The organism is Microbacterium sp. JZ31, from assembly GCF_016805985.1.
GTDB lineage: Bacteria > Actinomycetota > Actinomycetes > Actinomycetales > Microbacteriaceae > Microbacterium.
Genome location: NZ_CP017661.1, coordinates 1,589,033 through 1,609,960, shown reverse-complemented (window position 1 = coordinate 1,609,960; position 20,928 = coordinate 1,589,033). Strand labels below are relative to the sequence as shown.

14 protein-coding genes and 1 pseudogene are annotated in these 20,928 nt (G+C 70.4%); 7 read left to right on the top strand and 8 right to left on the bottom strand.

The window, feature by feature from the left end; translation table 11 throughout:
• Positions 1-42 precede the first annotated feature (42 nt).
• Positions 43-2,631, top strand: a complete 2,589-nt coding sequence (gene leuS / locus BJP60_RS07670; RefSeq protein ID WP_442923378.1) for a leucine--tRNA ligase — start codon at positions 43-45, stop codon at positions 2,629-2,631.
• On the opposite strand, the gene BJP60_RS07665 is transcribed toward leuS, so the two are convergent.
• Positions 2,612-3,799 carry a carboxylate-amine ligase gene (locus tag BJP60_RS07665; protein WP_238439339.1) on the bottom strand — a complete coding sequence of 396 codons (1,188 nt, stop codon included), beginning with the start codon at positions 3,797-3,799 and terminating at the stop codon, positions 2,612-2,614. The two genes, leuS and BJP60_RS07665, sit on opposite strands and share 20 nt — an antisense overlap.
• Positions 3,796-5,220: a M20/M25/M40 family metallo-hydrolase gene (locus BJP60_RS07660; protein ID WP_203135218.1), complete on the bottom strand. Its 1,425-nt coding sequence runs from the start codon at positions 5,218-5,220 to the stop codon at positions 3,796-3,798. The genes BJP60_RS07665 and BJP60_RS07660 overlap by 4 nt, the downstream gene beginning before the upstream one ends.
• Positions 5,221-5,551: 331 nt before the next feature.
• Between BJP60_RS07660 and BJP60_RS07655 the strand changes: the two genes are divergently transcribed.
• From BJP60_RS07655 to holA, 3 genes are read left to right on the top strand one after another with little or no spacing between them, the layout of a single operon-like run.
• Positions 5,552-6,202 carry a helix-hairpin-helix domain-containing protein gene (locus BJP60_RS07655; RefSeq protein WP_238439338.1) on the top strand — a complete coding sequence of 217 codons (651 nt, stop codon included), beginning with the start codon at positions 5,552-5,554 and terminating at the stop codon, positions 6,200-6,202.
• Complete coding sequence (locus BJP60_RS07650) at positions 6,199-8,541, top strand: ComEC/Rec2 family competence protein (protein WP_203135217.1); 2,343 nt, start codon at positions 6,199-6,201, stop codon at positions 8,539-8,541. The genes BJP60_RS07655 and BJP60_RS07650 overlap by 4 nt, the downstream gene beginning before the upstream one ends.
• A 37-nt stretch (positions 8,542-8,578) precedes the next feature.
• Positions 8,579-9,616 (top strand): DNA polymerase III subunit delta, encoded by a 1,038-nt coding sequence (gene holA / locus BJP60_RS07645; protein ID WP_203135216.1) that lies wholly within the window; start codon positions 8,579-8,581, stop codon positions 9,614-9,616.
• A gap of 138 nt (positions 9,617-9,754) precedes the next feature.
• Here holA and rpsT read toward each other — a convergent pair whose 3' ends face one another.
• From rpsT to BJP60_RS07615, 6 genes and pseudogenes are all read right to left on the bottom strand, one after another.
• On the bottom strand, positions 9,755-10,015 hold the full coding sequence (gene rpsT, locus BJP60_RS07640) for a 30S ribosomal protein S20 (RefSeq protein ID WP_203135215.1): 261 nt from the start codon (positions 10,013-10,015) through the stop codon (positions 9,755-9,757).
• 116 nt (positions 10,016-10,131) lie between these two features.
• Entirely contained in the window at positions 10,132-10,887 is a 756-nt protein-coding gene (locus BJP60_RS07635) for an alpha/beta fold hydrolase (protein WP_203135214.1), read from the bottom strand.
• 132 nt (positions 10,888-11,019) lie between these two features.
• Positions 11,020-12,738 carry an ABC transporter family substrate-binding protein gene (locus BJP60_RS07630; RefSeq protein ID WP_203135213.1) on the bottom strand — a complete coding sequence of 573 codons (1,719 nt, stop codon included), beginning with the start codon at positions 12,736-12,738 and terminating at the stop codon, positions 11,020-11,022.
• 81 nt (positions 12,739-12,819) lie between these two features.
• A pseudogene (locus BJP60_RS07625) lies at positions 12,820-14,906 on the bottom strand (ABC transporter ATP-binding protein).
• On the bottom strand, positions 14,903-15,847 hold the full coding sequence (locus tag BJP60_RS07620; protein WP_238439620.1) for an ABC transporter permease: 945 nt from the start codon (positions 15,845-15,847) through the stop codon (positions 14,903-14,905). The pseudogene BJP60_RS07625 and the gene BJP60_RS07620 overlap by 4 nt, the downstream one beginning before the upstream one ends.
• A 6-nt stretch (positions 15,848-15,853) precedes the next feature.
• Positions 15,854-16,819 carry an ABC transporter permease gene (locus BJP60_RS07615; RefSeq protein ID WP_238439619.1) on the bottom strand — a complete coding sequence of 322 codons (966 nt, stop codon included), beginning with the start codon at positions 16,817-16,819 and terminating at the stop codon, positions 15,854-15,856.
• A gap of 263 nt (positions 16,820-17,082) precedes the next feature.
• Here BJP60_RS07615 and lepA point away from each other — a divergent pair, with 263 nt between their 5' ends.
• Genes lepA through hemW form a run of 3 tightly spaced genes read left to right on the top strand, consistent with a single transcriptional unit; the run spans position 17,083 to position 20,832 of the window.
• Positions 17,083-18,930: a translation elongation factor 4 gene (lepA, locus tag BJP60_RS07610; protein ID WP_203138749.1), complete on the top strand. Its 1,848-nt coding sequence runs from the start codon at positions 17,083-17,085 to the stop codon at positions 18,928-18,930.
• A gap of 31 nt (positions 18,931-18,961) precedes the next feature.
• A complete protein-coding gene (locus BJP60_RS07605) occupies positions 18,962-19,615 on the top strand; it encodes a DUF1990 family protein (RefSeq protein ID WP_203138746.1) in 654 nt (217 codons plus the stop codon).
• The gene (hemW, locus tag BJP60_RS07600; RefSeq protein WP_203138743.1) at positions 19,615-20,832 is read left to right on the top strand and encodes a radical SAM family heme chaperone HemW; all 1,218 of its coding nucleotides are present in this window, start codon (positions 19,615-19,617) and stop codon (positions 20,830-20,832) included. Before BJP60_RS07605 ends, hemW begins: the two co-directional genes overlap by 1 nt.
• Positions 20,833-20,928: the final 96 nt, after the last annotated feature.

The following is a 20,928-nucleotide window of genomic DNA, read 5'->3' as shown; positions in this document are numbered from 1 at the left end:
GAAGCTCGCACCGCCGCGCCCGTTCGGCGCGCTCTCGAACGATTGGCTGTCCCACCCGTGTCGCAGATCTCCTCCGCTCCCGCTGCCGTGCCCGTGGAGGGCGCGTTCGACGTCCACGCCCTGCAGGCGAAGTGGCAGGCGTACTGGGAGCAGCACGGCACGTTCCTCGCCGGCGGCGAGGACGACACCCGGCCGCGCAAGTACGTGCTGGCGATGTTCCCGTACCCCTCGGGCGACCTGCACATGGGGCACGCCGAGAACTACCTGTACAGCGACATCGTGGCCCGCTTCTGGCGCCACCGCGGATACAACGTGCTGCACCCGATCGGCTGGGACTCGTTCGGCCTGCCGGCCGAGAACGCGGCGATCCAGCGCGGCGCCGACCCGCGCGTGTGGACCTACGACAACATCGCGCAGCAGCGCACGAGCCTGAAGGCCTACGGCGTCTCGTTCGACTGGAGCCGTGTGCTGCACACGAGCGACGACGACTACTACCGGTGGAACCAGTGGCTGTTCCAGCAGCTGCACGAGCGCGGCCTGGCGTACCGCAAGGAGAGCCCGGTCAACTGGTGCCCGAACGACCAGACCGTGCTGGCGAACGAGCAGGTCGTCGACGGCGCGTGCGAGCGCTGCGGCTTCACCGTGGTGAAGAAGAAGCTCACGCAGTGGTACTTCAAGATCACCGACTACGCCGACCGGCTGCTGGACGACCTGAACCAGCTCGAGGGCTTCTGGCCGCACAAGGTGCTGCAGATGCAGCGCAACTGGATCGGCCGCTCGGTGGGCGCCGACATCGACTTCGAGATCGAGGGCCGCGCCGAGAAGGTCACGGTCTTCTCGACCCGCCCCGACACGCTGCACGGCGCGACCTTCATGGTCGTAGCGCCCGACAGCGACCTGGCCGCCGAGCTCGTGGCCGACGCCTCGCCCGAGGCGCGCCTGCGCTTCCAGGACTACCTGGAGCAGACGCAGAAGCAGTCCGACATCGAGCGCCAGAGCGCCGACCGGCCCAAGACGGGCGTGTTCCTGGAGCGCTACGCGATCAACCCCGTCAACGGCGAGCGTCTGCCGATCTGGGCGGCCGACTACGTCCTGGCCGACTACGGCCACGGCGCCGTCATGGCGGTGCCCGCGCACGACCAGCGCGACCTGGACTTCGCCCGCGCGTTCGACCTGCCGGTGCGCGTGGTCGTCGACACCACCGCGCCGATCACGGGCGCCATCCCGGTCATCGAGGTGGACGAGGACGGCGTGCCGATCGACCCGCAGCTGAGCGAGCTGAACCCGCGCGCGACGGGCGAGGCGCTCACCGGCGAGGGCCGGATGATCAACTCCGGATCGCTCGACGGCCTGTCCAAGCGCAACGCGATCGCGCGCGTGATCGAGCAGCTCGAGGCCGACGGCACGGGCCGCGCCGCCAAGCAGTACCGCCTGCGCGACTGGCTCATCTCGCGCCAGCGGTTCTGGGGCACCCCGATCCCGATGATCCACACGGAGGGCGGCGAGATCGTGCCGGTCCCCGCCGACCAGCTCCCCGTGCGCCTGCCGGACGCGGCCGGGCTGGACCTGAAGCCCAAGGGCTCGTCGCCGCTGGGCGCCGCGAGCGGCTGGGTCGAGACGACGGATCCGCGCACGGGTGAGCCCGCGCTGCGCGACCCCGACACGATGGACACGTTCGTCGACAGCTCGTGGTACTTCCTGCGCTTCCTGTCGCCGGGGAACGACGCGAAGGCGTTCGATCCCAAGGACGTCGACCGCTGGGCACCCGTCGACACGTACATCGGCGGCGTCGAGCACGCCATCCTGCACCTGCTGTACGCGCGCTTCATCACGAAGGTGCTCTTCGACATGGGCCTGGTGGACTTCACCGAGCCGTTCTCGAGCCTGATCAACCAGGGCATGGTGAACCTGGGCGGCACGAAGATGTCGAAGTCGAAGGGCAACCTGATCCTCTTCACGGACGAGGTCAAGCAGTACGGCGCGGATGTCGTGCGCGTCGCGCTGGCGTTCGTGGGACCGGTCGAGGACGACAAGAACTGGGACGACGTGTCGATGACCGGCGCGCAGAAGTTCCTCGCGCGTGCGCTGCGTCTGGCGCAGGAGGTCTCGAGCGAGAAGGACGTCGTGTGGGCCGAGGGCGACGCGGCGCTGCGCCGCGTGACGCACCGTCTGCTGGCCGACGCGCCGGTGCTGATCGAGCAGACGAAGTTCAACGTCGTGGTCGCCCGCCTCATGGAGCTGGTGAACGCCACCCGCAAGGCCGTGGACGGCGCCGCCGGCCCGGCGGACCCCGCCGTCCGCGAGGCCGTCGAGGCGACCGCGATGATCCTGGATCTCTTCGCGCCGCACACGGCCGAGGAGATGTGGCAGGTGCTCGGCTACGACGCGTCCATCGGCCTCGTGACGTGGCGCAGCGCCGATCCCGCCTTGCTGGTCGAGGAGTCCGTCACGGCGGTCGTCCAGATCGACGGCAAGGTGCGCGCGACCCTCGAGGTGCCGGCGAAGGTCGACACCGAGACCCTGGAGCGGATGGCGCGCGAGGACGAGCGCGTGATCCGCGCGCTCGGCGACCGCGCGATCGTGCGCGTGATCGTGCGCGCGCCGAAGGTCGTCAGCTTCTCGACGAAGTAGAAGGCGAGCGCGACGAGTCGGTCCCCTCGTCGTGAACCCTCAGCGCCACGGCGACCGCCTCCTGGAGGTCCCCGCTCCTTGCCACGGCCTCGCGCTGTGCGCTGGCGCCGGTTCCCCGCGCGAGCATTGTGGCCAGGGCCCGGTCCACCGCGTCGCGCTCCTCGGCGTCCGCGAAGCCCTCGTCGATGTGATCGCGGAAGTCCCGCACGACCTCGGCGGCAGTGTGCAGTGACCCCGACTGCGGATGCACGAGATGGTCGTCGAGCCCGAAGCGACTCGCGCGCCACGAAGCCAGCCGCAGCAGGGTCGTCGGTGTGGAGTCGACGGGCCTCCCGGTCGCGGCCGCGTCGGCCTCCACGTTGACCAGTGCGCGCACCATCACCGCCAGCGCTGCCGCGTCCTCGGCGCGAAGACAGACATCGGCGATCCGGATCTCGACGGTCGGGAGGTGATGGGAGATGCGGGCGTCGAAATAGACCATGCCCGGGTCGAGAAGCACCCCGGTCTCGAGCATCCGCGAGAGGTGCTCGGCGTACGCGGCCGCCGAGCCGAAGACGTCGTATGGACCCGACGTCGGCCACCGGCTGTACGCCTGGTAGCGGTAGCTCGCGAATCCGGTGTCCTCTCCTTGGTAGAAGGGTGAGTTCGCGCTGAGCGCCAGCAGAACCGGCAGCCACGGCCGGATGCGGTCGAGCACTGCGACGCCCTCGTCACGGGACTCGACCTCCACGTGCACGTGGAACCCGCATGTGAGCTGCTCTCGCATCGTCCGCCCGAATCGCTTGCGCATGGCGTCGTATCGCTCGTCCGCGACGGTATGGGTGTCGCACGCGGCCGGCGCGGTGGCAAGGGGAACGGCTCGCGCTCCGACCGCTCGGGCGGCCGCGTCTGCCGCGCGACGTCCGCTGACGATCGAGGAGTGCAGCTGCGCGAGCGTTCTGAGCGGCGGACCGACCACCTCGATCTGCTCCAGTTTCGCCTCCCAGGCCATGATGCTGCCGCCGTCGTCTCCGACCTCCGGCTGGTGGCGCATGACCGCCTCGGCGGCGGGCGTGGGGTGGAGGGTCGCGGCGTCGACCAGGAGCAGCTCCTCCTCGACTCCGACCGTGCGGATCCGGCGCGACGGTGCGATGCCCACGGGGCCCCGCACGACCGCGATCGCGCTCACGACAGCTCCGCGACATCGACGCGGGACAGCTCGTCCCACAGCCGGGCGATGGATGCGGCGCCGCGCGTCAGCATGCCGATGTCGACGCTCTCGTCGCTGGCGTGCCAGTGATCCTCGGGCAGCCCCGTTCCCAGGAACAGGACCGGCGCGTCGAGCATCCTCACGAGCAGATCAGCCGGACCCCCACCCGCATTGCCGATGCGGGAGACCTCGGATCGTCCGAACCCGGCGGCGAGTGAACGCACGAGCGCGTCGAAGGCCGCGCCGCGCGGCGTCGTGTACGGGTCCTGGCCGTTCTCAGGCGAGACATCCAGCGTGTAGGTCACCGACGGCGGGACCACCGTCGCGACGAAGTCTCGCAGCTGCTGCGCGACGACCTCCACCCTCTGAGCGGGCACGGTCCGGATGCTCAGCGTCGCCTGCGCGACGGCAGGGATGACGGATCGCGAGCTGTCGGGATCGCCGGCGAGCAGGGTGAGGATCTCGAGGGAGGGTCGCGCCCACAGGCGCTCGAGGACGGAGTGGCCCTCCTCGCCCGTGATGCTTCGGCTCTCGGTGCGTGCGATCCACGTCTCCTCGGAGAACGGGACCGCCGCCAGCTCCGCCGCACGCGCGGCCCCGAGCGGCGCGACGTCGTCGTAGAACCCCGGCAGCTGGATGCGGCCGTCCGCGTCCTGCAGTGCGGTGATCACGCGGGCGAGCACGTGAGCGGGGTTCGGGGCGGAGCCCGATGCCGTCCCACTGTGCACGTCCCGCAGCGGGCCCTCGATCTGCAGCGATGCGTTGACGATACCGCGCATGGAGGTCACGACTCCGGGGTCGTCCGTCGTCCACTGCACAGTGTCGGAGAACACGATCACGTCGCACGCGAACTGCTCGCGGTGGTCCTGGAGGAACTGCTCGAGGTGGGGAGAGCCGGTCTCCTCCTCGCCCTCGACCAGGAACTTGAGATTGACCGCTGGGCGTTCGAGCCCGGTCGCGGCGAGATGCGCGCGCAGGCCCCAGAGATGAGCCATGACCTGACCCTTGGCGTCCGACGCGCCGCGCCCGAAAATGCGGCCGTCCCGCACCACCGGCTCGAACGGCGCAGTGATCTGCCACTGCTCGGGCTTCGCATGACGCACGTCATGGTGGCTGTAGATCAGCACGGTCGGCAGCGCGGGATCCACGAGCCATTCTGCGTACACCGCTGCGGTTTCACCGGTCTGATGGAGCGTGGCGGCCAGGCCGATCCCGCGCATCGCCTCTGCCAGCCAGCGGGCGGAGCGCAGGACGTCGATCGCCCGGTTCGGGTCGGATGAGTCCGACGGGATGCGCAACCACTGCGTGAGTTGATCGCTCATCTCGCGGACGGACCGATCCAGGAAGCTTGTGACGGCCTCCATCGGCGGGATCTCCTCGCCGAGCACCGTCCCCGTCATGGTGTGCCGACAAGCTGGGCGAGGCGCGTGTCCCGGGACGTCAGGGCGAGGGCGCTGCGCCCTGATGAGCCCTTCGGTGCAGAAGCGAAGTTCGACATGTATCCCCCTGAGTGCGTCCACAAGTCCGCTTGTCAACCATGCGGCCTGGGCCCCACGCTGGTCAGGGGATTGACGCCGGCGAACCGGGGAAGTACAGCAGCGGGCCGGGTCGCGGATGAGCGATGGGAGCGAGCTGCCGGACGCCCGTCCCCAGGCCGCTACGGCGGGCGATCTCTGCACCAGAGCGTCGGCGACCCTCGGGCGGCGTCCCCGCGCGACCTAGCGTGGCCGTGTGGCGGGCGACGACGGGACACGTGCCGAGCCGATCCCAGAGATCGGCGCGCCGCCACGTCGGCTGCGGCTGGGACTCGGCGCGGTCGTCGTGCTCGTGCTGGCGGCGCTTGCCGTCACGATCGGGATCGGCGTCTGGCGCGGCGCGACGACGCCCACCGAGCAGGTCGCGAGCACCACTCCCTCCCCGGGCGCGACGGTCGCATCGGGACGGATCTACGTGCACGTCGACGGGCACGTGCGCGTCCCGGGGCTGTACGTCCTGCCGGCGGGCTCCCGTGTGGTGGACGCGATCGCCTCGGCCGGGGGCTTCGCCGAGAAGGCGGACCGGGCGGCGGTCAACCTCGCCCGTGTGGTCGCCGACGGCGAGCAGCTCGTCGTACCGGAGAAGGGTGTACCCCCGCCCGCCGGGGCCGCGCCGGGCGGTGGCGGCGAGGGTGGTGCGGGAGCCGCCGGGGGAGCGGTCGACCTCAACACCGCCGATTCCGCCGCCCTGGAGGAGCTGCCCCGCATCGGCCCCGCGATCGCGCAGCGCATCATCGAGTGGCGGGAGGCGAACGGCCGCTTCACGGCGGTCGAGGATCTCCTCGCGGTGCCCGGCATCGGCGACAAGATGCTCGAGTCGCTGCGGCCGCATGTGAGGGTCGGATGACCGCAGCGGGGGAGCCCGAGTCGGCGTTGCACGCACGGGATCTGCGCCTCTTGCCCGTGGCCGTCGCGGCGTGGATCGGGGCGCTGGCGAGCGTGCTGGTGCCCCCGACGGCGCTGCCGATCGCGATCACCGGCTGGGCGCTGGCCGCGGTGGGCCTGCTGCTCTGGCACCGCCTTCCCATCCGGCTTCGCGGGCTGTGCGCGCTCGTCGTGCTGTCGACCGCCGGGCTGGGCGCGGTCGCCACGCACATCGTCGCCGCGATGCCGGCGCGGTCCGCCGCCGTCGAGTTCGCTGTCGGGGGCGGGCGCTCGATCGAGCTCACGGTGGTCGCCACGTCGAAGGTCGAGCGTCACGGCGAGGCCCTCTGGTTCGACGGCGAGGCCCAGCGTCTCTCACGCGGCGGGGAAGACCGCCTTGGCGCGCTTCCCGTGACCGTGAGCATCGCCGCGGAGGCGGTCGCGGGCGCGCGCTTGGATCTCGGCGCGTCCGTGCGGGTGAAAGGATCGGCGCAGGTGGGGGAAGCGGGCGACCGGGCTGCGCTTGTCATGTTCGCACGCGAGGCGGAGGTCACGAGCCGCCCGTGGGGCCCTCTCGACGCGGCGGCGACCCTGCGGGATGGATTCGTGGAGCGCGCGAGCGCGCTGCCCGCTCCGGGATCACTGCTGCTGCCGGGCCTCGCGGTCGGTGACACGCGCGCGGTGACGGATGAGCTGGACGAGCAGATGAAGGCGACCTCGTTAAGTCATCTCACCGCCGTCAGCGGGGCGAACTGCGCGCTCGTCGTCGGCATCGCGTTCGGCGCCGCGGCGCTGTGCGGCACGCCACGCGGCGTGCGGATCGGGCTTGCCGCCGCGGCCCTGATCGGCTTCGTGGTGCTGGTGACGCCCGAGCCGAGCGTCGTCCGCGCGGCCACGATGGCGTGCATCGCGCTGTTCGCCCTCGCACTCGGTCGGGTCGGCGCGGGCATCTCGCTGCTGTCCCTTGCCGCGGCGGGGCTGCTGCTGAGCGACCCGTGGCTCGCGACGAGCTACGGCTTCGTGCTGTCGGTCGTCGCCACGGGCTCTCTGCTGCTGCTCGCCGGGCCGATCGCGCGCGGCCTGTCCCGCTGGCTGCCGCTGCCGCTCGCGGCGGCGCTGAGTGTTCCGCTGGCCGCCCAGCTCGCGTGCGGCCCCGTGCTCGTGCTGCTGGCGCCCGAGGTGCCGCTGTACGGCGTCGTGGCGAACCTGCTCGCCGGTCCCGCCGCGCCGGTCGTGACGATCGTGGGGCTCGCGGCGTGTCTCGCGGCTCCGATCCCGGTGCTCGCGGACGGTCTGGCCGCGATCGCGTGGCTGCCCTCGGCGTGGATCGCGGCGACCGCGCAGACCCTCGCTGCGCTGCCGGGCGGGCAGCTCGCGTGGGTGCCCGGACCGGCGGGCGCACTGCTTCTCGTCGTGCTGGGCGGGGCCGTCGGGGTGACGCTCGCGCGCGCGGGACGCGACGGCCTCGCCGATCGCCGCCTTCGCGCGGCCGCGGCGACCATGCTCGCGGTCGCCGCGGGCGTCTCGACCGGCTTCAGCGCCCTGAGCGGTGTCGCGGGCCCCCTCACGGTCCCGCGCGATTGGGCGATCGCCGCGTGCGATGTCGGGCAGGGCGATGGTCTCGTGCTGCGTTCGGGGGGAGCGGTGGCGGTCGTCGACGTCGGACCGGACCCGGTGCCGCTGGAGGCCTGTCTGTCGCGTCTCGGGATCGATCGGATCGACCTGCTCGTCCTGAGCCACTTCGATCTGGATCACGTGGGCGGGATCGCGGCGGTGCGCGATCGCGTCGACACCGTGCTGCACGGGCCCGTCGGCGGCGCGGAGGACGCCGGAGTACTGGAGGTGACCGGTGCGCGTCACCGGGTGCAGGCGTCCGCGGGGCTGACGGGATCCCTCGGGCATGCGCGATGGGTGGTGCACTGGCCGCGCGCGACATCGCGCGCGTTCGAGCCCGGCAACGATTCCAGCGTGATCGTCGAGATCGCGGGGCCGGATCTGCCGCGCACGATCCTGCTCGGCGACCTGTCCGCCTCCGCCCAGGCGGCGATGCTCGGGACCGGCCGGATCGCCGGGCCCTTCCCGGTGGTCAAGGTGGCGCACCACGGCAGCGCCGACCAGCTCCCGCGGCTGTACGCCGAGCTGGCACCGTCGGTCGCGCTCGTCACCGTCGGCCCCGACAACGACTACGACCACCCGCGCGATGAGATCCTCACGACGCTGCGGGCGATCGGCGCGACGATCGCCCGCACCGACACCGAGGGGCTCCTGCTCGTCTCGTCCACGCCGGACGGCGTCTCGCTGTGGCGCGAGCGCCCGCCGTGACGCCGATGGTGTCGGGGGCCGCCGGTAGGCTGGCCGTATGGCCGCCGCACCCGCATCGAGATCCCCGCGCGGTGCGAAGTCGTCCATTCCGCAGCTGTCGTGGCGCGCGCCTCGACCTGCCCCGGTGGTGCTCGTCTCGGGCCCGGAAGAGGTGTGCGCCGAGCGGGCGATCGCCGGCGTGCGCACCTATCTGAAGACCGAGGACCCCGCGCTCGAGATCGCCGACATCCGCGCCGACGACTACACGGCGGGCACCCTGCTCGCGGTCTCGTCTCCGTCCCTGTTCGGCGAGCCGCGCCTCGTCCGCGTGTCGGGCGTGGAGAAGTGCAGCGACGCATTCCTGACGGAGGCGCTCGCGTACATCGAGCACCCGCAGGAGGGGGCGACCGTCGTGCTGCGCCATACGGGCGCGAGCGTGCGCGGCAAGAAGCTGCTCGACGCCATCCGGGCGGGAACCGGCGCGGGTGTCGAGGTGCCGTGCCCGGCGATCACCAAGGAGCGCGACCGCCAGGACTTCGCCGCCGGCGAGTTCAAGGCGGCCGGGCGCCGGATCGCGCCGAAGGCGCTGCACGCCCTCGTCTCCGCCTTCAGCGGCGACCTCGCCGAGCTCGCCTCCGCGTGCCAGCAGCTGCTGGCGGATGTCGACGGCGACATCTCCGAGGCGGTCGTGAGCCGCTACTACGGCGGCCGCGTCGAGCTGAACGCGTTCGCGGTCGCCGACGCGGCGATCGCCGGCCGCTACGGCGAGGCCCTCGTGAGCCTGCGCCACGCGCTCGCGTCGGGCGCCGACCCCGTGCCCGTGGTGGCGGCGTTCGCGATGAAGCTGCGCACCATGGCGAAGGTGGCCGGCTCCCGCGAGCCGTCACGCGTGCTCGCCGCACGCCTCGGCATGCGCGACTGGCAGGTCGACAACGCCAAGCGCGACCTGGTCGGCTGGACGCAGTCGAGCCTCGGTCTCGCCATCCAGGCCGCGGCGCGCGCCGACGCCGAGGTCAAGGGCGCGTCGCGGGATCCGGTGTTCGCGCTCGAGCGCATGATCTCGGTGATCGCCAACCGCCGCCCGTTCGGGGAGTAGCGGCCCGCTGTTGCGCCCGGGTCGCGCTGAGCAGCGGCAGCCGACCGCTCGCCGCGGCAAACCCAACAACGTCCGGCGCCCGGCGGTACGCGAAAGGCCCGCCCCGAGAACGGGACGGGCCTTCGGGAGACGCTCAGCTCAGAGCGAGGCGACCTTCGACGCGAGAGCCGACTTGCGGTTCGCGGCCTGGTTCTTGTGGATGACGCCCTTGCTGGCGGCCTTGTCGAGCTTCTTGCCGGCCTTGGCCAGAGCAGCCTCGGCGGCGGCCTTGTCACCGGCGGCGATGGCCTCGCGCGTGCGGCGCACGAAGGACTTCAGCTCGCTCTTGACGGCCTTGTTGCGCTCGCGCGCCTTCTCGTTGGTCTTGATGCGCTTGATCTGCGACTTGATGTTTGCCACGTGTCGAAAGACTTTCGTTCAGAGGTTGTTCGGACGATGTCGATTGACAAGAGAGGGGTGTCGCACGACGGGTGCGGGTTGATCCCACACGCAAGCCAAGGACCGAGTCTAGCAGGTCAGGCCGCGTCCCCCGTGCCCGCGACGGCATCGCGGGCGCCCGCTTCGACCGTCGCGAGCGCGAGGCCGAGCACGGCGTTGAACACCTGCGGGCGCATCGCCGTCACGAGGTGCGTCGCGCGCGGCACGACCAGCAGCTCGGCGTGCGGGACGAGCGCGGTGAACAGCTTCTCGTGCAGGCGCAGCTGGTCCCATTGCCCGTTCACGAACCACACCGGGATCCGGATGCGCCGCAGCGCCGCCATGAGATCGAGCACCGACAGGCTGCGCAGCGCCACGTCCTGGGCGAGGTAGGCGTAGCCGCCCGCGCCGAAGTCCGCGCGGGTCTCGAGCGGCAGCGTCGCCCGCAGCACGGCGTTCGTGATCCGCTGGCCGCGTCCCGGCAGCGCGTTCAGGCCGGCGGCCAGGGCGCGGTACGCCCGCAGCCCGAGCCCACGCGGGATCGCGGTGCAGGACGCCGCGACGAGCGCCGCGACCGGGGGAGCATCCTCGGCTCCCGCGTACTCGACCGACAGCAGACCGCCCATCGAGTGACCGACGAGCAGCACGGGGCCCCGCTCGGCGGCTGCACGCACGGCGGCGTCGATCGTCTCGAACGCGCCCTCGATCGTGAACGTCTCGTGCAGGCGCGACCCATGGCCGGGCAGATCCACCGCGGTGACGGCGATGCCGCGCGCCTCGAGATGCGCGATCTGTGCACGCCACATGCTGGCGGACGTGCGGATCCCGTGGACCAGCACGACCTGCACAGACATGCTGTCCACACTATGCGGCGCGCGCGGCGCCGGCGAACGGGCTGGATCCGCCGGCGGCACGGAGACGACTTCGGGGTCGGTGGCCGAAGCCACCGACCCCGAAGCGGATCGAATCAGAAGTTCAACGAGGGATTACTCCGCCGCGCCCTTCTCCCAGCCGACGTTCTCGACCGGCGAGAGGCCGAAGAGGTCGAGACCCGTGTAGGTCTCCGGCGTGAGGTTCGCCAGGCCCTCCTTGGCCATCGAAATCCACGGACCCATGTACAGCGGCAGGATGCCCCAGGTCTCCTGGATGATCTCCGCCTCGAGCGCCAGGCCCGCCTCGGTCTGCTCCTCCTGCGTCGGCAGCGCCGAGACCTCGTTCGCGATGCGCTCGTCGATCTCCGGCGTGCCGGTGGCCGACAGGTTCAGGCTGCTGTCCGAGCAGTACAGCTGGCACATGTAGGCCACGCCGTACGGGTCGCTGGACGAGAAGCCGAGCAGCACCAGGTCCCAGTCCTTCGTGGACAGGACGGTCGAGAAGTCGCTCGCGGGGCGAACGTCGATCTCGATGTCGGCGCCGATGGCCGCCAGCTGCTGCTGGATGACCTGCGCGCGCGCCTGCGTGATCGGGTCGTCGCCGAAGATTGGCAGACGGCCCTCGAGGGCCTGTCCGTCCTTCTCGCGGACCTCGCCGTTCATCTCCCAGCCGGCCTCGTCGAGGATCGCGTTGGCCTCCTCGACGTTGAACTCCCAGCCCGCCTCGGAGAGCGCGTCGACGTAGCCCTCCTGGAACGGGTAGAGGTTGAGCGAGCCCACGGGCTCCTCGGTGTAGTTGAGGCCGTCCCACACGACCTCCTTGATCTGCTCGCGGTCGATCGCCTTGAGCAGCGCCTCGCGGACCTCGAGATCGGCGAACTGCGGGCGCTCCGCGTTGATCTGCAGGAGGTTGGTGGCCGGGCGCTGAGCGCGGTAGGTGACCGCCCCGTCGACGTCGGCCAGCTGCTCGAGGTTGTCGGCCGTCAGGTTGTCGGCGTAGTCGATCTCGCCGTTCTGGAAGGCGTTGACCATCGCGGTCGGCTCGAGGACGCGGAACGTGACCTTGTCGAGCATCGGCTCGTCGCCCCACCAGTTCTCGTTCGGCACGAACGAGATGGTGCCGCCGTTCAGGTCGACGTCCTCGATCTTGTAGGGGCCGGCGCCGTACTGCGCGTTCGGCTCCTCAAGGTACGCCTCGTTGAACGCCTCCGGGCTGTTGATCTCCGGGTGCATCGGGTTCCAGAACAGGCCCTGCCACCAGGGGTAGACCTGGGAGAAGGTGACCTTCGCCTGGAACTCGTCCTCACCCTGCTCGACCGACTCGATCAGGGAGTAGCCGTCGGTGCTGCTCGGCGAGTACGCCTCGTTCGTGCCGTTCAGGGCCTCCCACGTGACCTTGTACGACTCCCACGTAAACGGCGTGCCGTCGTTGAACTTGGCCTCGGGGTTGATCGTGAAGGTGACGACCGTCTTGCCGTCGACCTCCTCGGCCTCCCAGCCCGTGAGGTAGTTGGGGTTGGCCGAGGCCTCGCCCTCGGGAGTCATGAGGATCGTCTGCGGGTTGTACCAGGTCCACAGCGTGGTCGTGTCGACCGAGCCGTCGCCGTGGTTCGGGTTCATCTGCGGCGTGATCTCCGTGATCGGGAAGACCACCTCGCCGCCCTGCTCGAGGTTCTCGCGCGGCTGCGGGTTGTAGTCCGCGCCCGTGATCGTCTCGGCGGGCGCCTCCTCGCCCGAGCCTCCGTCGTTGCCGCCGCCGGCGCAGCCGGCGAGGGTCAGTGCGAGCGCGCCGCCGGCGGCGACGACGCCCAGCAGCTTGTGCTGCAGCTTCATTCTGGTGCTCCTTTCGACGCCTCGTGGGCGCCCTTCGGATGGTGGGGACTGTTGAGTTGTGAGTTTGGTGCGTGAGGGTGCTCAGCGGTAGTGACAGGCGTTCACGTGAACGCCGTCTCGGCCGGTGAGGGCCGGCATCTCCGTCTCGCAACGGTCGCGCTCCGCTTCGCCGAGCGTCCTGTACAGCGGGCAGCGGCTGACGAACGGGCAGCCCTTGGGCTTCTCGGTCGGGCTCGGCAGATCCCCGGTGAGCACGATGCGCTCGCGTGTCCGCTCCACCTTCGGATCGGGCACGGGGATCGCCGACAGCAGCGCCTGCGTGTACGGATGCTGCGGGTTGTCGAACACCTCATCAACGTCGCCGTGCTCGACGAAGCTTCCGAGGTACATCACCGCCACGCGGTCGGCGATGTGACGCACGACCGAGAGGTCGTGCGCGACGAACAGGTACGACAGCCCAAGCTTCACCTTGAGCTCGTCGAGGAGATTGATGACGCCCGCCTGGATCGACACGTCGAGTGCCGAGACGGGCTCGTCGAGGACGACGACCTTCGGGTTCGTCGCCAGTGCGCGGGCGATGCCGATGCGCTGGCGCTGACCCCCGAGAACGCCGTCGGGAACCGGTCGCTGTGCGCGGGGTTCAGTCCGACGAGATCCATGAGCTCGTCGACGCGCGCCTCGATCCGGGCCTTCGGCTCGCCGATCGTGCGCAGCGGCTCCGCGATGATGTCGAACACCGTCATGCGGGGGTCGAGCGCGCCCATCGGATCCTGGAACACGATCTGGATGTCGCGGCGCAGGTCGCGCTCGGCGCGGCCGCCCTTGAGGTCGGCGACGCTGACGCCGTTGATCCGGATGTCGCCGTCGGTCTGGGCGGCGAGATCCATGATCTGCAGCAGCGTCGTGGTCTTGCCGGAGCCGGACTCGCCGACGATCGCCATGCACTCGCCCTCGCGCACGTCGAACGTGACGTTCTTGACGGCGTGCACGTCGCCGATCCGGCGCTTGAAGAACGCGCCCTTCGTGAGCGGGAAGGTCTTCACGAGGTTGCGCACCTCGAGCGTCGCCGGACGCTCCTCGCGCGGTGTGCGGACGAGGTCGGAGGTGGGGATCACCGGAACCGGGTAGACCGGGTGACCGTCGATGTGTCCCGAGCGGATCTCCTCGGCGCGGATGCACGCGGCGCGGTGGTCGACCTTGCCGCTGACCGGCAGCAGCTCGGGCTCCTTGCGCCGACACGCGTCCACCGCGATGGGGCAGCGGTCGGCGAACGGGCACGCGTCGGGCAGATTCACGAGCAGCGGCGGGTTGCCCTTGATCGGGACCAGCGGCTGCTTCTCCGCCTTGTCGACGCGCGGGATCGCGCCGAGCAGGCCGATCGAGTACGGCATGCGGGTGTCGGCGAACAGCTCGTCGACGGGCGCCTGCTCGATCGGCTTGCCGGCGTACATCACGAGCACGTCGTCGGCGATGTTCGCCACCACGCCCATGTCGTGCGTGATCATGATCACGGCGGCGCCGGTCTCGCGCTGCGCGGTCTTGATGAGCTCCAGGATCTGGGCCTGGATCGTCACGTCGAGAGCCGTCGTCGGCTCATCCGCGATGATGAGCTTGGGCCGGTTCGCCATGGCGATCGCGATCACGACGCGCTGGCGCATGCCGCCCGAGAACTCGTGCGGGAACGACTTCAGCCGCCTCTCGGGGTTCGGGATGCCGACGAGACGCAGCAGCTCGACCGCGCGCTCGGTCGCCGCCTGACGGGACAGGCGGCTGTCGTGCACCGTGAGCGCCTCGATGATCTGGTCGCCGATCGTGAACACGGGCGTGAGCGACGTCAGCGGATCCTGGAAGATCATGGCGATGCCGTTGCCGCGCAGCTTCGACATCTGCGCGTCGGTCTTGCCGAGCAGCTCGTCGCCGTCGAACAGGATCGAGCCGCCCACGCGGGCGTTGTCGTCGAGAAGCCCCATGACCGCGAGCGACGTGACGGACTTGCCGGATCCGGATTCGCCCACGATGCCGAGCGTGCGCCCGGGGAGCAGATCGAACGAGACCCCGCGCACCGCGTCGACGCGACCCGCCTCGGACGGGAAGCTGACCGTGAGGTCGCGGACTGTGAGGACCGGCTTGGTGAGGACGGTGGCCGAGGTGGTGTCGGAGATCGTCATGCGCGGCCTCCCGCCGCCGAGGTCGGGTCGAGCGCGTCGCGCAGGCCGTCGGCGACGAGCGCCATCGAGACGGTCAGCAGCGTCAGGGCGCCGGCCGGGAAGTAGAACAGCCACGGCGCGCTGGAGACGCTGTTCGCGCCGATGCCGATGAGGGAGCCCAGCGAGACGTCGGGCAGCTTCACGCCGAAGCCGATGAAGGACAGTCCGGTCTCCGTCAGCACGGCCGCGACGACGCCGAGCGTGAAGTTGATCACGAGCAGCGAGCCGATGTTCGGCAGCATGTGGCGCAGCACGATCGTGAAGCCGCGCACGCCCATGTAGCGGGCGGCCTGCACGTACTCGCGCTCGCGGATCGACAGCGACAGCGTCCAGATGACGCGCGCCGAGAAGAACCAGCCGGTCAGGATCATGACGAGCGAGATGATGCGCCAGTCACCGCCCGCGTCGTTCGAGATCATCGCGAGGATGAGGAACGTCGGCGTCACCATCAGGAAGTGGATGACGAGCAGCGTGATGCGCTCGACCCAGCCGCGGAAGTACGCGGCGGCGGCGCCGATGATCGCGGACAGGACCGTCGTGCCCACCGACACCACGAGAGCGATCATGAGCGAGCGCTGCAGGCCGACGACGACCATCGCGTAGAGATCGTTGCCTGACCCGTTCGTGCCGAACCAGTGCTCGGCGCTCGGCGGGTCGCTCAGCGCCAGGAAGTCGAGCTCGATGTGGTCGTACTGCTGGAACAGCGGCCCGATGACGGCGAAGAGCACGAGCAGCACGAAGATGGCGAGTCCGATGAGGGCGCCGCGGTTGCGGGCGAAGCGTCGCCCGTACAGCTCCCACTTCGACATCCGCTTGCGGTCGGGGGAGCGCAGCTCCGTCTCCGACGGCGGCGGGTTGTCGCCGTGCTCGAGGGGATCGATCAGGCTGTTCGTCACGCTCATGTCAGCTCACCCGCACTCGGGGTCGAGGATCACGACGGCGACGTCGGAGAGCACCGCGCCGATCGCCGTCAGCACGGCGCCGAAGGCCGCGATGGCGACGACGCCGTGGACGTCGTTGTTCGTGATCGTGTCGAGGAAGTACTTGCCCATCCCCTCCCAGGCGAAGATCCGCTCGGTCAGGATCGCGCCGGTGAAGATGGCGGGGATGGAGAACGCGACCTGCGTCGCCACCGGGATCAGCGACGTCCGCAGCGCGTGGCGGCGCACGGCCTGCGGCTTGGTCAGGCCCTTGGCGCGGGCCATGCGCACGTAGTCGGTCTTGATGTTGTCGAGCAGCAGCGAGCGCTGCAGGAAGTGGTACTGCGCGTACCCGGTGAGCACGAGCGCGAGCGTGGGCAGCACGAGATGCTGCAGCGTGTCGAGCAGGGCCGGGAAGAATCCGGTGATTCCCACCGAGGCCGCGCCCGTGACGTAGAAGATGCGCTGGCCCACCGCGTTGTTGAGGGCGATCGCGAGCAGGACGATCGCGAGAGCGCCGACCACGACCGGGATGTTCATCGTGACGATCGAGATGCCCTGCCAGACGCGGTCCGCGGCCTTGTACTGCCGCGAGGCGGTGTAGACGCCGAGGCCGACGCCGACCAGCGTGAGCAGGATCGTCGCACCCAGCATCAGCTCGGCCGAGATCCACATGCGGTAGGCGACCTGCTCGTTGACGGACTGCCCGACCGGGCTCACGCCCCAGTCCCATCGCAGCAGGATGCCGCTGAACCAGCCCCACCAGCGCTCGATGAGCGGGATCTTGTCGTCGAGGTTGCGCGGACGCAGCAGCCCGACGATCTGCTCTTCGGTGAGCGGCGGGCGGCGGCCGACGTAGTTCGCGCGCGGGTCGAGATAGCCCCATGCGAGGAAGTACGTGAGATTGGTCACCGCCAGGATCATCAGCAGCCAGCCCGCAGTGCGGCGCAGCATGAAACGGATCAAGGCGAGGAGCTTCTTTCTGACAGACGTTGTCGGGGACTCTACCCCCGCGGTTCTTCGTCGCCTTCGACGAAGTCAGCACGTGCGAAAAGCGTTACCTTTCTGTGCTCTCGCCGTGAAAAACATGCAACATGCGGGTCACAGCCGTGCAACCTGCATGGTGTGAGGCATCTCGGGATAGGAGTATACGAGCGAAGTGCGCGAAGATGCGCGACGCAGGACGGGCGGCGCCCGCACCGTAGAATCGAGGGGACATGTCACCCCGTGCCTCTACTCCGCTCGAGCCTGCTGCGACGCCCCCCGAGCGCATCCGCAACTTCTGCATCATCGCCCACATCGACCACGGCAAGTCCACGCTGGCCGATCGGATGCTGCAGATCACCGGCGTGGTCTCGGACCGGGAGATGCGCGCGCAGTACCTCGACCGGATGGACATCGAGCGCGAGCGCGGCATCACGATCAAGTCGCAGGCCGTGCGGATGCCGTGGGACGTCGACGGCGAGACCGTCGCGCTGAACATGATCGACACGCCGGGGCACGTCGACTTCACGTACGAGGTGTCGCGGTCGCTCGCGGCCTGCGAGGGGGCGATCCTGCTCGTGGACGCGGCGCAGGGCATCGAGGCCCAGACGCTCGCCAACCTGTACCTCGCGCTCGAGAACGATCTGACGATCATCCCGGTGCTGAACAAGATCGACCTGCCGGCCGCCGATCCCGAGCGGTTCGCCAAGGAGCTCGCCGACCTGATCGGCGGCAGCCCCGACGATGTGCTGCGCGTCTCGGGCAAGACGGGCCAGGGCGTCGAGGAGCTGCTCGACCGCCTCGTGCGCGAGATCCCGGCGCCCCAGGGCGACGCGGACGCGCCGGCGCGCGCCATGATCTTCGACTCGGTCTACGACGCGTACCGCGGCGTCGTCACCTACGTGCGCATGATCGACGGCCGCCTGGCGCCGCGGGAGCGCATCCAGATGATGTCGACGAGGGCGACGCACGAGCTGCTCGAGATCGGCGTGTCGGCGCCCGAACCCACGCCGTCCAAGGGGCTCGGCGTCGGCGAGGTGGGCTACCTGATCACGGGCGTGAAGGACGTGCGCCAGTCGAAGGTCGGCGACACCGTCACGAACGCGCGCACGCCCGCGACGGATCCGCTGGCGGGCTACGTCGACCCGAAGCCCATGGTGTACTCGGGCCTGTATCCGATCGACGCGAGCGACTACCCCGATCTGCGCGACGCGCTCGACAAGCTCAAGCTGTCGGACGCCTCGCTCGCGTACGAGCCCGAGACCTCCGTCGCGCTCGGCTTCGGCTTCCGCTGCGGCTTCCTGGGCCTGCTGCACCTCGAGATCATCACCGAGCGCCTCGAGCGGGAGTTCGGCCTCGACCTCATCACCACCGCCCCGAGCGTGATCTACGAGGTCATCACCGAGACCGGCGAGACCATCGTCGTCACGAACCCGAGCGAGTACCCGGACGGGAAGATCGGATCCGTGTCGGAGCCGATCGTGAAGGCCTCGATCCTGACGCCCAAGGACTACGTCGGCACCGTCATGGACCTGTGCCAGACGCGTCGCGGCACGCTGCTCGGCATGGACTACCTCTCGGAGGAGCGCGTCGAGCTGAAGTACACGATGCCGCTGGGTGAGATCGTGTTCGACTTCTTCGACCAGCTCAAGAGCCGCACGCAGGGTTACGCGAGCCTCGACTACGAGCCGGCAGGGCGACAGGACGCCGACCTGGTCAAGGTCGACATCCTGCTGCAGGGCGACCGTGTCGATGCGTTCAGCGCGATCGTCCACCGTGACAAGGCCTACGCGTACGGCACGACGATGACCGAGCGCCTGCGCAAGCTCATCCCGCGCCAGCAGTTCGAGGTGCCGATCCAGGCCGCGATCGGCGCGCGGATCATCGCGCGCGAGAACATCCGCGCGATCCGCAAGGACGTGCTCGCCAAGTGCTACGGCGGCGACATCACGCGCAAGCGCAAGCTGCTCGAGAAGCAGAAGGAGGGCAAGAAGCGCATGAAGACCATCGGTCGCGTCGAGGTGCCCCAGAACGCGTTCATCGCGGCGCTCTCGGGCGACGTCGAGAGCAAGGCCAAGTAGAGGCTCAGGCTCGGCACGTAGGGTGGATCACATGCGTCGCGGCACCTTCCAGGACGAGACGGTCGACTATGCGGCGGTCGGCGCCACGCAGGCGCACGACCTGCTGCAGTACCCGCCGGAGCACAGCCTCCCGGCGGCCGATTCGTGGCGCATCGGCAGCGGTGAGGACCGCTTCCGCACGGCCGGCGACGCGCTGCTGTCGTGGGGTGCCCTGAAGGGCGCGGGCCTGCGGGTCACCGACGTGCGCCCCGCTCCCGGGCCTGCGTACTCGGGCGTCAGCTTCGACGGCGAGGGCAACGCGATCGCGCCGTCGAAGCTCGAGACCGATCAGCGCTACGACGCCGAGGGCACGCCGTACGCCGGCCCCGGCACCACGCTGCGCGTGCACGGCCGCGTGAACGGGATGCGCGCCGACGCAGAGCTCCGCGTGATCTTCGTGATCGAGGAGGCGCGGCGCGTGGGCTTCGCGCTCGGCACCGTGGGCGGATCGATGGTGAGCGGCGAGGAGTCGTTCACCATCGAGTGGCGCGAGAACGACGAGGTGTGGTTCACGGTCAAGGCGTTCGACCGCCCCGTCGGACTGCTCTACCGGATGTTCCGCGGCTTCGTGCGGCGTCGTCGCCGCGCGCTGTTCGCCGGCTACCTCCGCGCGATCTCGCCGCTGTTCGCCACGCCGGGCTCGTGATGGCAGGTCCCCTCCCGCTGGGCGATCCCGCTCCGGCGGACGGCCGCCTGCCCGCGCAGATCCGGATCGATCCGGATGCCGACTTCGGCGTGTACCTGCACGTGCCGTTCTGCCGCGTGCGCTGCGGCTACTGCGACTTCAACACCTACACATCGGGCGAGCTGCGCGGGGCGCGCCAGGACCAGTACGCCGACACGCTGCTGCACGAGATCGCGCTCGGCCGCGAGGTGCTGGCCGAGGCGGGCCCCATTCGTCCGGCGTCCACGGTGTTCTTCGGCGGCGGCACGCCCACGCTGCTGCCGGCGGGCGACCTGGGTCGGATGCTCGACGGCGTGCGCACGGCGTTCGGGATCGCCGACGGCGCGGAGGTCACGGTCGAGGCGAATCCCGACACCGTGACACCCGCCGTCGCGCACGAGCTCGCGGCATCCGGCGTGACGCGGATGTCGATCGGCATGCAGTCATCGGTGCCGCACGTGCTCGCGGCCCTCGACCGCACCCACACGCCGGGCAACGTGCGGACGGCCGTCGACGCCGCCCGCGACGCGGGCCTCGACGTCAGCGTCGACCTCATCTACGGCGCACCGGGGGAGACGCTCGCCGACTGGGAGGCATCGCTCGACGCGGCGCTGGCCCTCGAGTCCGACCACATCTCCGCCTATGCGCTGATCATCGAGGACGGCACGAAGCTCGCCCGCCAGATCAAGCGCGGCGAGGTCCCCGCCCCGGATGACGACCTGCAGGCCGACATGTACGAGCTCGCCGACGCCAAGCTCGCCGCGGCCGGCTTCGACTGGTATGAGGTGAGCAACTGGTCGCGCGGCGAGCACCACCGCTCGCGGCACAACCTCGCGTACTGGCGCGGCCTCGACTGGTGGGGCTTCGGACCGGGCGCCCACAGCCACGTCGGCGGCCTGCGCTGGTGGAACGTCAAGCACCCCGCCGCGTACGCGCAGCGTCTCGCGACCGGATCGTCGCCCGCCGCGGGGCGGGAGACGCCCGATCCGGACGCCCGCGCCCTGGAGCGGGTGCTGCTGGAGAGCCGGATCCGCGAGGGACTGGCGGTCGACGCGCTGGGACCCGGCGCCCGGCGCGCGGTCGCGGGACTGGTCGCCGACGGTCTGGTCGACGGCGCCGCTGCGGTGCGCGGCCGCGTGGTGCTGACGCTCAAGGGCCGCCTGCTCGCCGACGCGGTGGTGCGCGCCCTCACGGAGTGACGAACAGCTGGGTTGGAGCCCCCTCTCGCTCGTTGAGCGACGAGCGCAGCGAGGAGTCGAAACGGCTCGGACTTCCCGCGGCTGCAGCCCTGGCGG

Bases quoted from the DNA above. Each gene is read 5' to 3' on its own strand.
- BJP60_RS07660 (WP_203135218.1), bottom strand. From the start codon at position 5,220: ATGACGGGGACGGTGCTCGGCGAGGAGATCCCGCCGATGGAGGCCGTC.
- BJP60_RS07650 (WP_203135217.1), top strand. From the start codon at position 6,199: ATGACCGCAGCGGGGGAGCCCGAGTCGGCGTTGCACGCACGGGATCTG.
- holA (WP_203135216.1), top strand. From the start codon at position 8,579: ATGGCCGCCGCACCCGCATCGAGATCCCCGCGCGGTGCGAAGTCGTCC.
- BJP60_RS07635 (WP_203135214.1), bottom strand. From the start codon at position 10,887: ATGTCTGTGCAGGTCGTGCTGGTCCACGGGATCCGCACGTCCGCCAGC.
- BJP60_RS07630 (WP_203135213.1), bottom strand. From the start codon at position 12,738: ATGAAGCTGCAGCACAAGCTGCTGGGCGTCGTCGCCGCCGGCGGCGCG.
- BJP60_RS07620 (WP_238439620.1), bottom strand. From the start codon at position 15,847: ATGAGCGTGACGAACAGCCTGATCGATCCCCTCGAGCACGGCGACAAC.
- BJP60_RS07615 (WP_238439619.1), bottom strand. From the start codon at position 16,819: ATGCTGCGCCGCACTGCGGGCTGGCTGCTGATGATCCTGGCGGTGACC.
- lepA (WP_203138749.1), top strand. From the start codon at position 17,083: ATGTCACCCCGTGCCTCTACTCCGCTCGAGCCTGCTGCGACGCCCCCC.
- BJP60_RS07605 (WP_203138746.1), top strand. From the start codon at position 18,962: ATGCGTCGCGGCACCTTCCAGGACGAGACGGTCGACTATGCGGCGGTC.
- hemW (WP_203138743.1), top strand. From the start codon at position 19,615: ATGGCAGGTCCCCTCCCGCTGGGCGATCCCGCTCCGGCGGACGGCCGC.